Annotated in this window: 14 protein-coding genes; all 14 read left to right on the forward strand. The window is 45.1% G+C overall.

From position 1 onward, the window contains the following. Window positions 1-49: 49 nt before the first annotated feature. The 14 genes from iscA to bamB all read left to right on the forward strand — a co-directional run bounded on the left by iscA (window position 50) and on the right by bamB (window position 14,524). A complete protein-coding gene (iscA, locus tag FLM53_RS10985; RefSeq protein WP_010440519.1) occupies window positions 50-373 on the forward strand; it encodes an iron-sulfur cluster assembly protein IscA in 324 nt (107 codons plus the stop codon). Window positions 374-457: 84 nt separating this feature from the next. Continuing rightward, complete coding sequence (gene hscB, locus FLM53_RS10990) at window positions 458-973, forward strand: co-chaperone HscB (RefSeq protein WP_176681928.1); 516 nt, start codon at window positions 458-460, stop codon at window positions 971-973. A gap of 22 nt (window positions 974-995) precedes the next feature. Continuing rightward, window positions 996-2,846 (forward strand): Fe-S protein assembly chaperone HscA, encoded by a 1,851-nt coding sequence (gene hscA / locus FLM53_RS10995; RefSeq protein WP_176681927.1) that lies wholly within the window; start codon window positions 996-998, stop codon window positions 2,844-2,846. 20 nt (window positions 2,847-2,866) lie between these two features. Beyond that, window positions 2,867-3,205 carry an ISC system 2Fe-2S type ferredoxin gene (gene fdx / locus FLM53_RS11000; protein ID WP_017629863.1) on the forward strand — a complete coding sequence of 113 codons (339 nt, stop codon included), beginning with the start codon at window positions 2,867-2,869 and terminating at the stop codon, window positions 3,203-3,205. A 117-nt stretch (window positions 3,206-3,322) separates the two neighbouring features. Continuing rightward, entirely contained in the window at window positions 3,323-3,523 is a 201-nt protein-coding gene (gene iscX / locus FLM53_RS11005; protein WP_004740335.1) for a Fe-S cluster assembly protein IscX, read from the forward strand. 206 nt (window positions 3,524-3,729) lie between these two features. Further along, window positions 3,730-5,025: an aminopeptidase PepB gene (pepB, locus tag FLM53_RS11010; RefSeq protein WP_017629862.1), complete on the forward strand. Its 1,296-nt coding sequence runs from the start codon at window positions 3,730-3,732 to the stop codon at window positions 5,023-5,025. Between the two features lie 107 nt (window positions 5,026-5,132). Further along, window positions 5,133-5,567, forward strand: a complete 435-nt coding sequence (gene ndk / locus FLM53_RS11015) for a nucleoside-diphosphate kinase (RefSeq protein WP_008222758.1) — start codon at window positions 5,133-5,135, stop codon at window positions 5,565-5,567. Between the two features lie 96 nt (window positions 5,568-5,663). Then, a protein-coding gene (locus FLM53_RS11020) for an IS3 family transposase (protein WP_176679224.1) occupies window positions 5,664-6,901 on the forward strand; the annotation gives its coding sequence in 2 pieces (ribosomal slippage) (window positions 5,664-6,036 and window positions 6,036-6,901; 1,239 coding nt in all). A gap of 755 nt (window positions 6,902-7,656) precedes the next feature. Further along, complete coding sequence (locus FLM53_RS11025; RefSeq protein ID WP_017629861.1) at window positions 7,657-8,799, forward strand: bifunctional tRNA (adenosine(37)-C2)-methyltransferase TrmG/ribosomal RNA large subunit methyltransferase RlmN; 1,143 nt, start codon at window positions 7,657-7,659, stop codon at window positions 8,797-8,799. Between the two features lie 440 nt (window positions 8,800-9,239). Beyond that, on the forward strand, window positions 9,240-10,190 hold the full coding sequence (gene rodZ, locus FLM53_RS11030; protein WP_176681926.1) for a cytoskeleton protein RodZ: 951 nt from the start codon (window positions 9,240-9,242) through the stop codon (window positions 10,188-10,190). 7 nt (window positions 10,191-10,197) lie between these two features. After that, window positions 10,198-11,319 carry a flavodoxin-dependent (E)-4-hydroxy-3-methylbut-2-enyl-diphosphate synthase gene (gene ispG / locus FLM53_RS11035; protein WP_017629859.1) on the forward strand — a complete coding sequence of 374 codons (1,122 nt, stop codon included), beginning with the start codon at window positions 10,198-10,200 and terminating at the stop codon, window positions 11,317-11,319. Window positions 11,320-11,389: 70 nt separating this feature from the next. Further along, on the forward strand, window positions 11,390-12,658 hold the full coding sequence (gene hisS, locus FLM53_RS11040; protein ID WP_017062514.1) for a histidine--tRNA ligase: 1,269 nt from the start codon (window positions 11,390-11,392) through the stop codon (window positions 12,656-12,658). A gap of 80 nt (window positions 12,659-12,738) precedes the next feature. After that, a complete protein-coding gene (locus tag FLM53_RS11045) occupies window positions 12,739-13,353 on the forward strand; it encodes a YfgM family protein (protein ID WP_176681925.1) in 615 nt (204 codons plus the stop codon). A gap of 10 nt (window positions 13,354-13,363) precedes the next feature. Then, complete coding sequence (gene bamB, locus FLM53_RS11050; protein ID WP_017629858.1) at window positions 13,364-14,524, forward strand: outer membrane protein assembly factor BamB; 1,161 nt, start codon at window positions 13,364-13,366, stop codon at window positions 14,522-14,524. The last annotated feature ends 118 nt before the right edge of the window (window positions 14,525-14,642 follow it).

Raw genomic sequence — 14,642 nt, forward strand, 5'->3', positions numbered from 1 at the left:
TTTGTGCTCCCCCTGAGTTCTCAATTTATATAAAACACAAGGTTGTAGTATGGCCATCACCATGACAGATACGGCAGCAAGCCGAGTTCAAGCTTTCCTAGATAACCGAGGTAAAGGTATCGGGTTGCGCTTAGCGGTAAAAACTACTGGCTGTTCGGGTATGGCGTATGTACTGGAATTCGTTGACGAGCTTAACGAAGAAGACGAAGTGTTCGAGCATTCAGGTGTTAAGGTCATCATTGATCCAAAGAGCCTAGTTTACCTAGACGGTACTGAGCTTGATTACGTAAAAGAAGGCCTAAACGAAGGTTTTGAATTCAACAACCCGAACGCGAAAGGCGAATGTGGTTGTGGTGAGAGCTTCAATGTATAAACGCCTCAATCGTTGAGCGTCTATAATGAGCGAAGAATAAAATTAGGCTCTGTTTTAAGGGCCTAAACTTAGGACCACCGTTACATGAATCATTTCGAATTATTTGGGCTACCACTTCAGTTTCAACTGGATGGTAGCCTTCTTTCTTCTCAGTTTAGAGATCTGCAACGCCAATTCCACCCTGATAAATTTGCCACAGCTTCTGAGCGTGATCGCCTATTAGCCGTGCAAAAAGCTGCGCAAATTAACGATGCGTACCAGGTGTTGAAGAATCCAATCAGCCGAGCTGAATACCTGTTAATGCAACATGGTGAGGATATTCGCGGCGAGCAGCAGACCATGCAAGATCCAATGTTCCTGATGGAGCAAATGGAATTGCGTGAAGAGCTTGAAGACATCGCCGACAGTTCTGAACCTGAAGATGCATTGTTTGCATTTGAAGGAAAGGTTAGCAAAATGTATAAACAACAATTAAGCGCTATCCAACAAGAACTCGACAGCGAAGCTTGGTTAGAAGCTGCAGACCGAGTAAGAAAGCTTAAGTTTATTGCAAAATTAAAGAATGAAATCGAGTTAGTTGAAGATCGTCTGATCGGCTAGTTCGTATAACAAGGACACATCCATGGCACTACTTCAGATTGCAGAACCAGGGCAAAGCGCCGCTCCTCACCAGCATAAGCTTGCTGTGGGTATTGATTTAGGTACAACAAACTCATTGGTTGCAGCAGTGCGCAGTGGTGAGGCGAGCACACTCGTTGATCAACAAGGTCGCAGTATTCTGCCTTCCGTTGTTCACTATACGTCAGAGTCGTACACGACTGGTGATGAAGCTCGTGCAAATGCACAGACTGATCCTAAAAATACCATTATCTCGGTGAAGCGATTGATCGGTCGTTCATTGTCAGATATCCAACAGCGATACCCGTCTCTGCCATATCAGTTTGAAGAAAGTGATAATGGTCTGCCTGTGATTCTCACAGAACAAGGCAACAAGAACCCAATTCAAGTATCTGCAGACATTCTGCGAGCGCTAGGTCAACGTGCTGAGTCAACATTAGGTGGCGAGCTATCTGGTGCTGTAATTACCGTTCCAGCGTACTTCGATGATGCACAGCGTGCTGGTACGAAAGACGCGGCGCAACTTGCTGGTCTTCACGTGTTACGTCTTCTTAATGAACCCACTGCGGCAGCGATTGCCTACGGTTTGGATTCAGGTAAAGAAGGTGTTATCGCGGTTTACGACTTAGGTGGCGGTACGTTTGATATCTCAATCTTGCGCCTATCTAAAGGTGTTTTTGAAGTTCTAGCAACAGGCGGTGACTCTGCACTAGGCGGCGACGACTTTGATCACTTAGTAGCTGATTATTTTCAAGAGCAAATGGGCTTATCAGAGCTTACGGCAGAACAGAACCGTATTCTTCTTGATGCGGCAACAGAAGCAAAGATTGGCTTGTCTGAAGCAGAAAGTGTTGATGTTGAAGTGCTGGGTTGGTCTGGCTCATTAACTCGTGAAGAGTTTGAAGACATCATCAAGCCACTTGTGAAGAAAACATTGCTTTCATGCCGCCGTGCTTTGAAAGATGCAGAAGTTGACGCTGACGAAGTTCTAGAAGTCGTGATGGTGGGTGGTTCTACTCGTACATTGCTTGTCCGTGAAATGGTCGGTGACTTCTTCGGTCGCACGCCATTAACTAGCATTAACCCTGATGAAGTGGTTGCGATTGGCGCTTCAATTCAAGCGGACATTCTAGTTGGCAATAAGCCAGACTCTGAAATGCTACTGCTGGACGTTATTCCTTTATCGCTCGGTATTGAAACTATGGGTGGCTTGGTCGAAAAGATCATTCCTCGTAATACCACGATCCCTGTCGCTCGCGCGCAAGAATTTACCACGTTCAAAGACGGTCAAACTGCAATGACAGTACATACCGTTCAAGGCGAACGTGAAATGGTTGACGACTGTCGTTCACTGGCTCGTTTTGCTCTAAAAGGCATTCCACCAATGGCTGCAGGCGCGGCGCATATTCGAGTGACTTACCAAGTTGATGCTGATGGTCTGCTATCGGTTACAGCGATGGAGAAGAGCACGGGTGTTCAAGCTGAGATTCAAGTTAAGCCTTCTTACGGCCTAAGCGATGATGAAGTAGCGAACATGCTGAAAGACTCAATGACGTTCGCTAAAGAAGACATGCAAGCACGTGCTCTTGCTGAACAACGTGTAGAAGCGGATCGTGTGATCGAAGGCCTTATTGCTGCGATGCAAGCTGACGGCGACGAACTGCTTAACGAACAAGAAAAGCAGCAGCTGCTACAAGCGATTGAAACACTCATCGAAGTGCGCAATGGCGACAGCGCTGATGCCATTGAAGTAGAAATTAAGAATACCGACAAAGCGAGCCAAGACTTTGCTTCTCGTCGTATGGATAAATCAATTCGTGCTGCACTGTCAGGTCAGTCAGTCGATAATATTTAATAGTTAGAGAATAGATAAACATGCCAAAGATTATTGTTTTACCTCACGAAGATCTATGTCCAGAAGGCGCTGTTTTAGAAGCAAAAACTGGTGAGACGGTTCTTGATGTTGCATTGAAGGCCGGTATTGGTATTGAGCACGCATGTGAAAAATCGTGTGCATGTACAACATGTCACGTTGTGATTCGTGAAGGTTTCGATTCTTTAGAAGAGAGTGATGACCTAGAAGACGACATGCTAGATAAGGCATGGGGCTTAGAGATGGAATCTCGCCTTGGTTGCCAAGCAAAAGTGGCTAACGAAGATCTTGTAGTAGAGATTCCAAAGTACACATTGAACCTAGCGTCTGAAGATCACTAAGAACTTCTCTACAGTCATGGTGGTTTCGCCATGACTGAGATAACGGTTTAACAAAACTGGCCTAGAATATAGATCATAAAGGTGACCAAGCGTCGCTAATAAATATAAGGAAGTGTTATGAGCTTGAAGTGGATTGATTCGCGAGACATCGCAATTGAGCTATGTGATTTGTACCCAGATACTGATCCTAAAACGGTACGTTTTACCGACCTGCATCAATGGGTGCTAGACCTTGAAGAGTTTGATGACGAGCCTAATCACTCGAATGAAAAAATCTTAGAGGCTATTATTTTATGCTGGATGGATGAGATGGATTAATCCTCTCATCGAATGATTTGGTCGCGGGTTGGAACCACTCCAATATAAAACGCAGCCAAGTTAACAATTCTTACCAAAAAAAGCGGACCTTATGGTCCGTTTTTTTATCAAAATGACATTTTCCTCCTACATAATGCTAACATCAGTGCGCTAATAAAAAATAATCAGAATCACACACTCAAAGTGGTTCGTGACAAGGAGAAATCATGTCTACACAGATGTCAGTATTTTTAAGTCAAGAAGCTGCCCAGCCTCAGTGGGGAGCAAGAGCTATTTTATCGTTCTCAGAAGCGGGAGCGACAATTCACATTGGTGAAGGCCACGATTTAGGCGCGGTTCAACGTGCTGGTCGTACGCTTGACGGACAAGGTATCGCATTCGTTTCACTTCGTGGTGAAGGTTGGGATCTAGAAAGCGTTTGGGCTTTTTACCAAGGCTACCGTGGACCAAAGAAAAAGAATGCATTGGAATGGGATGCACTTTCAGAAGCCGATCAAGCTGAGCTAGAAGCTCGCATCCGTGCTACTGATTGGACGCGTGACATTATCAACAAAACCGCTGAAGAAGTGGCACCTCGTCAACTTGCGACAATGGCTGCTGAATACATCAAATCAGTGGCGCCAGCGGGCACAGTAAAAGCAAAAATCGTTAAAGACAAAGATCTCCTAACTGAAGGTTGGGAAGGCATCTACGCAGTAGGCCGTGGCTCTGAGCGTACATCAGCAATGCTGCAACTGGACTTCAACCCAACAGGCGACGAAAACGCGCCAGTGTTTGCTTGTCTAGTCGGTAAAGGTATTACTTTCGATTCAGGCGGTTACAGCATCAAACCCGGTCAATTCATGACAGCGATGAAGGCTGACATGGGCGGCGCTGCTACTATCACTGGTGGTTTAGGTCTAGCGATTGAACGCGGTCTGAACAAGCGCATCAAGCTTATCCTATGTTGTGCAGAGAACATGATCTCCGGTCGTGCATTGAAGCTTGGCGACATCATTACTTACAAAAATGGTAAGACAGTTGAGATCATGAACACCGATGCGGAAGGTCGTTTAGTTCTAGCTGATGGCCTGATGTATGCAAGTGCACAAAACCCTGAACTTATCATCGACTGTGCAACGCTAACTGGCGCGGCTAAAAATGCACTAGGTAACGACTACCACGCACTACTAAGTTTCGACGATGAGTTGTCTCACCAAGCACTAACGGCGGCAAATCAAGAGAAAGAAGGCCTATGGCCACTGCCTCTTGCTGATTTCCACCGTGGTATGTTGCCTTCAAACTTTGCTGATCTTTCAAACATCAGCACGGGCGATTACACGCCGGGTGCAAGTACAGCGGCTGCGTTCCTTTCTTACTTTGTAGATGACTACAAAAAAGGTTGGATTCACATGGATTGCGCGGGCACTTACCGTAAGTCAGCAAGTGACAAATGGGCGGCAGGCGCAACGGGTATGGGTGTTCGCACACTGGCTCGTCTTCTTGTTGACCAAGCAAAATAATAATAAGAGTGAGCGGTATTTCGGTACTGCTCACTCCTAAAGCTCAGATCGAAAGATCTCAGTAGTTTCAGTATTTAATAACAAAAAAATGAAGTGAAGGAATCCCTATGGCTCTAGAAAGAACGTTCTCAATTGTTAAGCCAGATGCAGTTAAGCGTAACCTTGTTGGTGAAATCTACCACCGTATCGAAAAAGCAGGCCTAGAAATTATTGCTGCTAAAATGGTTCGTCTTACTGAAGAGCAAGCGAGTGGCTTCTACGCAGAACATGAAGGTAAAGAATTTTTTGGTCCACTAAAAGAGTTCATGACTTCTGGTCCTATCATGGTTCAAGTGCTTGAAGGTGAAAACGCAATCGCTCGTTACCGTGAACTTATGGGTAAAACTAACCCAGAAGAAGCGGCGTGCGGCACTATTCGTGCTGACTACGCAATCAGCATGCGTTATAACTCAGTACACGGCAGCGACAGCCCTGAGTCTGCAGCTCGCGAAATCGAATTCTTCTTCCCAGAATCTGAAATTTGCCCGCGTCCAGCTCAATAATCGGCACAGCAAATCATTCTAAAGGCTTCACTTTGGTGAGGCCTTTTTTGTAAGTGTGTCTCGTCCTGAAATGTGTTTACACATTGAGGACGAATTATGACTACTTCAAATAATACCTACGTTAAGCGCACTCAGCGTGATTACACACTAGGCTTTAAATTACAGGTCGTCGCCGCTGTAGAAAGAGGCGATATGACATATAAACAAGCCCAAACCATTTATGGTATCCAAGGCCGTTCAACCGTTTTAACCTGGCTTCGAAAGCACGGTAAGATGAATTGGGCGCAAAATCCAAGGATGAATGTCATGAGCCAATCACCTAAGCCTAAAGAATCGCCTGCACAGAAAATAAAACGTCTTGAAAAAGAGTTGGAAGACGAAAAAATCAAGAACCTCTTCTTAAATAGAGTGGTTGATATCCTTGATGCTGAGCACGGAACCAGTCTCAGAAAAAAGTATCTAGCCAAGGAGCCAGAAGCCTTCAAAAGCAAGAAGGAATAAGTCTAGTTCGAGTATGTAGGCTTTGCGGCATAACAAGGCAGAGTGTTTATCAACGAGAAAAGCGAGCTCATCACCGTCGGTTAGAGCTTAAACCGATTAAAAAAATGGTGTTGGATATTAGGCGCTATATGCCTCGGGTTGGTACTAGGAAGCTCTATTTTTTAATAAAACCCAGACTACAAGAACAAGGTATCAAGTTAGGCCGAGATGCGCTTTTCAACTACTTACGCGCTGAGCGATTGTTGGTAAGACCTAAGCGTAGTTTTACAAAAACGACCAATAGTCGGCATTGGATGAAGAAACACCCGAACTTATTAAAGGACTACAAGCCATGTAGTCCAGAGAGTGTGTTGGTGAGCGATATAACCTATGTTCAATCTGATGAAGGAGTTCACTACCTATCATTGGTTACAGATGCTTTTAGCCGAAAAATAATGGGTTATGAGCTGAGTAATGAAATGAAAGCGACGGATGTCGTGAAAGCGCTAGATATGGCTATCAAAGAGCGTCGATATCATCATTCTTGTATCCATCATTCAGATCGTGGTCTACAGTATTGCTCAGGTGTATATCAAGATAAACTGAAAACTAGCGGCATAATGCCTTCGATGACAGATGGTTATGATTGCTACCAAAATGCCTTAGCAGAAAGAATAAACGGGATCCTGAAACAAGAGTTCTTACTTGATAGGTGTAAGAGTCTTGAGGAGCTTAAACGACTAGTAAAAGAGTCTATCAATATCTATAACAATATGAGGCCGCACCTCAGTCTCATGATGAAAACTCCAAATGAGGTGCATGAAAAAAGCCAACAGCTGGCGCTGTTGGCTTAGTAGAAATACTGTCAACGTATTTTAGGACGAGACAGTGGACTTTGCGTTCTCGATAATCAACTTAGTCGTCATTCCCGATAGCGACGGAGGAGTGTAATCGGGAATCTGAGCTTGTTATTGGAGATTCCAGATACCTCGTTCCTCGGTTCTGGAATGACGGGCTTTGAGGAACTCGTGACCTGATGGCGATGAATGGAAAGTTATTGAGTAAGTTTTAGCCATTCTCGATAGCGACGAAGGAGCGTAGTCGGGAATTTGAGTTTGTTATTGGAGATTCCAGATACCTCGTTCCTCGGTTCTGGAATGACGGGCTTTGAGGAATTCATGGCCCGATGACGATGAATGGAAAGTAATTGGGGGAGTCTTCACGTTATTCCCGGTAGTGACGAAGGAGTGTAGTCGGGAATCTGAGTTTGTTATTGGAGATTCCAGATACCTCGTCCCTCGGTTCTGGAATGACGGGATTTGAGTCGCTTGTGACCTGATAACGATGAATTGTGGGGGCTACAATCTCGTAGTAAATCTTACCGAGCTGTTGGAGATTATTTACGTCATTCCCGAAAGCGACGAAGGAGCGTAATCGGGAATCTTTTCTTTAAATTGGGTAATCTCAGGCCAATAAATAGAGTTGTTCAATTTTTAATCGCTTAACTTTGAATGTCTTAATAAACACAGGGTTTTACAGCGCTTGTTGAAGTTGCGTAAAGCCTGTACAATTCGCGCCCTTAATTATTGTTCCGTCATTGAGAGGCATCATGACCACAGCTAAAGTCAATCTACTCGATTTTGATCGTAAAGGTCTTCGTAAATTTTTCACAGAAGAACTGAATGAGAAAGCGTTTCGAGCAGAGCAAGTGATGAAGTGGATTTATCACTTCGGTGTCGATGACTTCGAACAGATGAACAACATCAACAAAAAACTGCGTGAAAAACTTCAACGTCGTTGTGAGATTGTTGCACCTGTTGTTTCTGAAGCTCAACACTCTTCAGATGGCACAATTAAATGGGCGATGAGCGTTGGCGACCAAGACGTTGAAACGGTATACATCCCAGATGGTGACCGTGCGACGCTGTGTGTATCTTCACAAGTTGGTTGTGCACTTGAATGTAAGTTCTGCTCTACAGCTCAACAAGGCTTCAACCGTAACCTAAAAGTTTCAGAGATTGTTGGCCAAATCTGGCGTGCATCTCGTGAAATCGGCCTAGAGAAAGAAACAGGTCGTCGTCCAATTACTAACGTCGTAATGATGGGTATGGGTGAGCCTCTATTAAACATGAAGAACCTAATGCCATCATTAGAAATCATGCTTGATGACCTAGGCTTCGCACTGTCTAAGCGTCGTGTAACTGTATCAACTTCTGGTGTTGTTTCTGGCCTTGACCAAATGACTGACAACATCGATGTGGCACTGGCTATTTCTCTACACGCGCCAAACGATGAACTTCGTAGCCAAATCATGCCGATCAACGATCGTTGGGATATTCAAGACTTCCTAGCGTCTGTTCGTCGTTATATTGCATCTTCAAATGCTAACCGCGGTAAAGTAACGGTTGAGTACGTGCTATTGGATCATGTGAATGACGATATGGACCACGCTCGTGAACTTGCTGAGCTAATGAAAGATACGCCATGTAAGATCAACCTGATTCCATTTAACCCTTACCCGGGTTCGCCATACAAGAAACCAAGCAACTCTCGTATTGACCGCTTCCAAAAAACGCTGATGGAATACAACTACACAGTAACCGTTCGTAAGACTCGTGGTGATGATATTGATGCCGCATGTGGTCAGTTAGTTGGTGATGTGATTGATAGAACCAAACGTACCAAAATGATCAAAGCAGCCTCAGAAGCGAACTTGATTGCCGGTGGTGTGATTGAAGTAAAAGCGGTATAAAACGCGAATTGAACCTAAACAAGCCAGAAGTCTTACTTCTGGCTTGTTGCTTTTCTGGGGTATGGTTTTTCGATTTTTGGACTTCTTGCCCACGCTTTCTTACATTTTTCGTCAAATTTTGGACAAAACCATGAGCTGACGGTAAATTTTGTTTAAAGTGTTTTTGCCTTGTAATGGCATTAGCTTATGATTAACTAATCTTAAATTAATTTAAGTGCTCGCTTGCTACTGATCATCAATATGTCTATTTAGGTTGGCTACTTGATAAACTAGCTTCCTGAGAAGGTCATCCATAACAATATGCGTGACATTCGTCTTTAAGGGTTGATGATTTAGGTAACAGGAAAAATTCCACATAAAGTGGGTTGTTAGATTGAGCTTAAACGACAATAAAAACCGCTCTCGTCAACCTGCGATAATACTTTAGAAGTTCACTCTCTATGAACACAGAACACGAAACACAAACGCAAGAAACGATTGCTCCTGCTTTAGAAGCGGGAACGCTGCTTAAGAATAAGCGCGAATCTCTTGGTTTAACGCAAAAGCAGATTTCAGATCGCCTGAAACTTCGTATTACGTTGATCCAGCAAATAGAAGAAAACCAATTCGAATCAGATCAAGTAGCAACGTTCATGCGTGGCTACATTCGTTCGTACGCAAAATACGTCAATCTTGATGAAAAAGTGGTACTGAACGCGCTTCATCATGCTGGTGATGCTCAACATCAAGAACAAGAAATGCTGAGCTTCTCTCGTAAAACAAAGACCGAGAAGCACAACAGCCGCATTATGATCCTTACTTGGAGCATTTTTGCTGTAATTGCTGGTATCTCTTCACTTTGGTGGTGGCAGAACCAACAACAAGACACGCTATCTCAATCTCTAGTGAATACTGAAAGTTCAGAAGAGCTCGCTGTAGAAGAGTCACTTGATCCTGAATTTGCTTCTTTAGAAGTGATTGAAGCGGGGCAAAACGACGCTGCTGCCTCTGTTATTGAAGACACTGAAGGCCTTACTGCAATCAGTGACGCGGCAGTTACTTCAGAGGCCTTAACGCAAGCTGATGAGACCTACGCACAATCAGCGACAGAAACCACAGCTGTAGTTGCTGCTGAGCCAGAAGCGGTTGAAGCAGACGCTGCTCCTGAAGCTGTAGCGAACGAGTTAGTGATGCAGTTCTCTGCTGATTGCTGGATCCAAGTAAAAGATGCAACGGGTAAAACCTTGTCGACTGGCATCAAAAAAGCAGGTCAGTCATTAAATCTATCAGGAACTGCGCCATATAAAGTGATTCTAGGTGCGCCAGAGGGCGTATCAATGACATTTGCAAGTGAACCTGTCGACCTTTCTGGGTATACTTCAGGCAAAGTAGCCAGAATAACCTTACCTTAGAGTTAATATGCAACACGAATCTCCTATTATTCGTCGCAAATCAACCCGTATTTATGTGGGTGATGTGCCGATCGGTGATGGTGCACCAATTGCTGTGCAATCCATGACCAACACAAGAACAACAGATGTAGCCGCGACCGTTGCTCAAATTCGAGCTTTGGAAAAAGTTGGCGCTGATATCGTTCGCGTATCTGTACCGACTATGGATGCCGCTGAAGCCTTTAAGCTAATCAAGCAGCAGGTTTCTGTTCCTTTGGTTGCTGACATTCACTTCGACTACCGTATTGCTCTTAAAGTGGCAGAGTACGGCGTTGACTGTCTGCGTATCAACCCAGGTAACATCGGTAACGAAAGCCGTATCCGCTCAGTTGTTGATTGTGCACGCGATATGAATATTCCGATTCGTATTGGTGTTAACGGTGGTTCTCTTGAGAAAGAGATCCAAGAGAAATACACAGAACCTACAGCAGAAGCACTTGTTGAATCTGCAATGCGTCACGTAGATATCCTAGACCGTCTGAACTTTGATCAATTTAAAGTCAGCGTTAAGGCTTCTGATGTATTCCTAGCCGTCGGTTCTTACCGTTTGCTGGCTAAGCAGATTGATCAGCCGCTTCACCTTGGTATTACCGAAGCGGGGGGTGCACGTGCTGGTGCAGTTAAGTCGTCTGTTGGTCTAGGTATGCTTCTTTCTGAAGGTATCGGCGATACGCTACGTATCTCGCTAGCTGCTGATCCAGTTGAAGAGATCAAAGTTGGCTTTGATATTCTTAAATCTTTGCGCATTCGCTCGCGTGGCATTAACTTCATTGCGTGCCCGAGCTGTTCACGTCAAGAGTTCGATGTTATTAACACCGTTAATGCCCTTGAAGAGCGCCTAGAAGACGTTATCACACCAATGGATGTATCAATCATCGGTTGTGTGGTTAACGGCCCTGGTGAAGCTGAAGTGTCTCACTTAGGCTTAGCGGGTAGTGCACGTAAGAGTGCCTTCTACGAAGACGGTAAGCGTCAGAAAGAGCGTTTTGACAACGATGACCTTGTCGATAAACTTGAAGCGAAGATCCGAGCAAAAGCGTCAGTGCTTGATAAAGCAAATCGCATTGATGTAGAAAACTTAGAAGATTAATACAACGCGATGGGGTGTGATTGTCTATTCGCATTAACACCTGGTCGTGAGAAATTACGGAATAAATACTGTGGCTAAAAATATCCAAGCAATTCGAGGCATGAACGACTGCCTTCCAACTCAATCACCACTGTGGCAGAAAGTAGAAAGCGCAGTTAAAAACGTGGTGAGCGCATACGGTTACAACGAAGTACGTATGCCAATCGTTGAAGAAACGAACCTATTTAGCCGTGCGGTTGGTGAAGAGACTGACGTTGTTTCTAAAGAAATGTACACCTTTGATGACCGTAATGGCGATAGCCTAACGCTGCGTCCAGAAGGCACAGCAGGTTGTGTACGTTCATGTATTCAAAACAGCCTTATCAACCGTGATGAACAGCGCCTATGGTACATGGGTCCAATGTTCCGTCACGAGCGTCCTCAAAAAGGTCGTTACCGTCAATTCCACCAATGTGGTGTGGAAGTGTTTGGCCTAGACGGTCCAGATGTAGACGCAGAACTTATCATGATGACAGCACGTCTATGGCGTGAGCTAGGTATCGATAAGCACGTTCGCCTAGAGCTGAACTCAATCGGTTCTCAAGAAGATCGCGTAAGCTACCGCACTGCGTTAGTGGCATTCCTTGAGCAACACATCGATGTGCTAGATGAAGACTGCAAACGTCGCATGCACACCAACCCGCTTCGTGTACTAGATACTAAGAACCCAGACGTTCAAGCTATCTTAGGTGACGCCCCTCGACTATCTGAATATTTAGGTGAAGAGTCGAAGCAACATTTTGCTGGTTTGTGTGAACTTCTTGACGCAGTTGGTATCGAATACCAAGTTAATGAACGTCTAGTACGTGGCCTAGATTACTACAACCGCACTGTATTTGAGTGGATCACTGACAGTCTTGGTGCACAAGGTACAGTATGTGGCGGTGGCCGTTACGATGGTCTTGTTGAGCAACTAGGCGGCAAAGCGACCAATGCGGTTGGTTTCGCAATGGGTCTAGAGCGTTTGGTTCTGATGATGGAAACGCTAGAGCTAACAGAAGTTCGCCGTAGCGTTGATGTTTACGTAGTTGCTGCTGGCGAAGGTACGATGATCGCGGGCATGCAGTTAGCGAATCAATTACGCGACACCGTTGAAGGCGTGCGTGTAATGAACCACTTCGGTGGTGGTAACTTCAAGAAGCAATTCAAACGTGCTGACAAAGTAGGTGCTGTTGTAGCGCTTGTACTTGGTGAGAACGAAGTTGCTGACAATACAGTAGTGCTAAAAGATTTGGTTGGCGGCGAGCAAGAAACCGTGTCTCAAACGGAAGTTGCAGAGAAAGTTGCTGCGCTAATCTAATTAGCCCTTGAGCAAACGCTCATAATGAATACTAACGTCAGCACTATGCTGGCGTTTAAAGAATTTAAAGAGGACAGGAAGTGGAACTTTACGATAGCGAAGAGCAACAGGTTGAAGCCATTAAAGATTGGTGGAAAGAGAACGGTAAAGCCGTAATCTTTGGTGCGGTTATTGGTTTAGGTGGTCTATTTGGCTGGCGCTATTACCAAGATTCAGTAGTTGAAGCGCGTGAAGCAGCTTCAGAAAGCTACACTTCTGTAATTTCAGCTCTTGATGTTAAGGGCGTTGATGCTCAATCTGATATTCAAGCTTTCATCGACGCAAACAAAGACGCTGAGTACTCAGTACTTGCTGCTATGCAACTAGCAAAAATACAAGTACAAGCAGGCGATCTAGCGGCGGCACTTGAACAGCTAGAGTGGGCAAAATCGGCAACTAAGGACGCGGCACTTGCGCCACTACTTACTTACCGTGTTGCACGTATCAAAGCTGAGCAAGGTGAATTTGACGCAGCATTGACTGACCTTGCTGCAATGACAGACGAATCTTGGAAAGGCCGTGTTGCTGAATTACGCGGTGATATTTCACTTCGTAAAGGCGACACTGACGCAGCATACAGTGCTTACACAGAAGCACAGCAAGCTGTTGATGCTAGCCAAACGCTTCAAATCAAACTTGACGACCTAGCTAAATAAGGCGCTTTGAATGAAGAAGATGTTTCCAAAAGCGGCGTTATGTGCGATTGCTCTTGGCCTACTAGCTGGCTGTGCAGGTGAAGAAGACACCGTAATCATGGCTCCAGTACCAACAGTAAACAGCGAGTTCACTCCTAAACAGGAATGGTCTACGTCGGTTGGTGATGGTGTTGGTCACTACTTTTCAAAACTAACGCCTGAATTGGCTTACGACAAAGTGTTTGTTGCAAGCCGTGAAGGTCTCGTTAAGGCGCTTGATCCTGAAACAGGTAAAGAGCTGTGGAAAGTGGATCTTGAGAAAGAAGTACTGGCTCGTTTGTCAGGCGGCTTAACCGCTGCTTACGGCAAGGTGTTTGTAGGTTCTGAAAATGGCGAAGTGATCGCGATGGACGAATCGACAGGTGAAGAACTGTGGCGTGTATCAGTGAACGGTGAGGTGCTTGCATCTCCTGCGACTGAAAGCAACATGGTACTGATTCACACCAGTCGCGGAATGATGATCGCATTAGACCAAGAAAGCGGCGAACAGAAGTGGACAATCAGCACTGAAGTTCCAAGCCTAACACTGCGTGGCGACAGCACACCTGTTGCGGTTTCTGGCGGTGTATTCTGGGGCACGGCAAATGGTCGTTTAGCAGCTGCTATCGTAGACCGTGGTCAGCTTATTTGGCAACAGCCAGTAGGTACGCCAAAAGGTGCTACGGAAATTGATCGCTTGGTGGATGTTGATGCATCACCAATTGTTCTTGGCGGCACTCTGTATACCGTAGGTATCAATGGTCAGCTTATCGCTATCGATCTTCGTTCTGGTAAGCCAGTTTGGAAGCGTAACTACTCGTCTGCGATTGATTTAGCAAGTGACGGTAGTCGCTTGTTCGTTGTTACCGACAAAGACCATGTGGTAGCGGTTGATGCGCGTAGTGGTACTGAACTTTGGAGCACTCCATTGTTAGAAAACCGCTTACTGACAGCACCTGCTATTATTAATGGTTATGTAGTCGTGGGTGACACCGAAGGTTATCTGCACTGGTTAGATCGTTCATCGGGTGAGTTTGTTGCTCAACAGCTCGTCGATGATAGCGGCTTTGCGGTTGCACCAATTGAATTACCTGAAGGCTACTTAGTGACGACTCGCAATGGCGATGTAAAGAAACTAACGATTAGCCAATAAAAGCGTGATATAATTCACAGTCGGCTCCTGGTTGGTAACAGCCAGGAGCCGTTTTGTTGTTAAAAATTAATAAACCGTGTGGTTATAGGTAAGAGTTTAAACTTGCGAACAAGTGCTT

It is taken from the genome of Vibrio sp. Scap24 (genome assembly GCF_013394185.1).
GTDB lineage: Bacteria > Pseudomonadota > Gammaproteobacteria > Enterobacterales > Vibrionaceae > Vibrio > Vibrio pomeroyi.

What these genes read in the sequence shown, in the direction of transcription:
- iscA (WP_010440519.1), top strand. Translation starts at nt 50, where the DNA reads ATGGCCATCACCATGACAGATACGGCAGCAAGCCGAGTTCAAGCTTTC.
- hscB (WP_176681928.1), top strand. Translation starts at nt 458, where the DNA reads ATGAATCATTTCGAATTATTTGGGCTACCACTTCAGTTTCAACTGGAT.
- hscA (WP_176681927.1), top strand. Translation starts at nt 996, where the DNA reads ATGGCACTACTTCAGATTGCAGAACCAGGGCAAAGCGCCGCTCCTCAC.
- fdx (WP_017629863.1), top strand. Translation starts at nt 2,867, where the DNA reads ATGCCAAAGATTATTGTTTTACCTCACGAAGATCTATGTCCAGAAGGC.
- iscX (WP_004740335.1), top strand. Translation starts at nt 3,323, where the DNA reads ATGAGCTTGAAGTGGATTGATTCGCGAGACATCGCAATTGAGCTATGT.
- pepB (WP_017629862.1), top strand. Translation starts at nt 3,730, where the DNA reads ATGTCTACACAGATGTCAGTATTTTTAAGTCAAGAAGCTGCCCAGCCT.
- ndk (WP_008222758.1), top strand. Translation starts at nt 5,133, where the DNA reads ATGGCTCTAGAAAGAACGTTCTCAATTGTTAAGCCAGATGCAGTTAAG.
- FLM53_RS11025 (WP_017629861.1), top strand. Translation starts at nt 7,657, where the DNA reads ATGACCACAGCTAAAGTCAATCTACTCGATTTTGATCGTAAAGGTCTT.
- rodZ (WP_176681926.1), top strand. Translation starts at nt 9,240, where the DNA reads ATGAACACAGAACACGAAACACAAACGCAAGAAACGATTGCTCCTGCT.
- ispG (WP_017629859.1), top strand. Translation starts at nt 10,198, where the DNA reads ATGCAACACGAATCTCCTATTATTCGTCGCAAATCAACCCGTATTTAT.
- bamB (WP_017629858.1), top strand. Translation starts at nt 13,364, where the DNA reads ATGAAGAAGATGTTTCCAAAAGCGGCGTTATGTGCGATTGCTCTTGGC.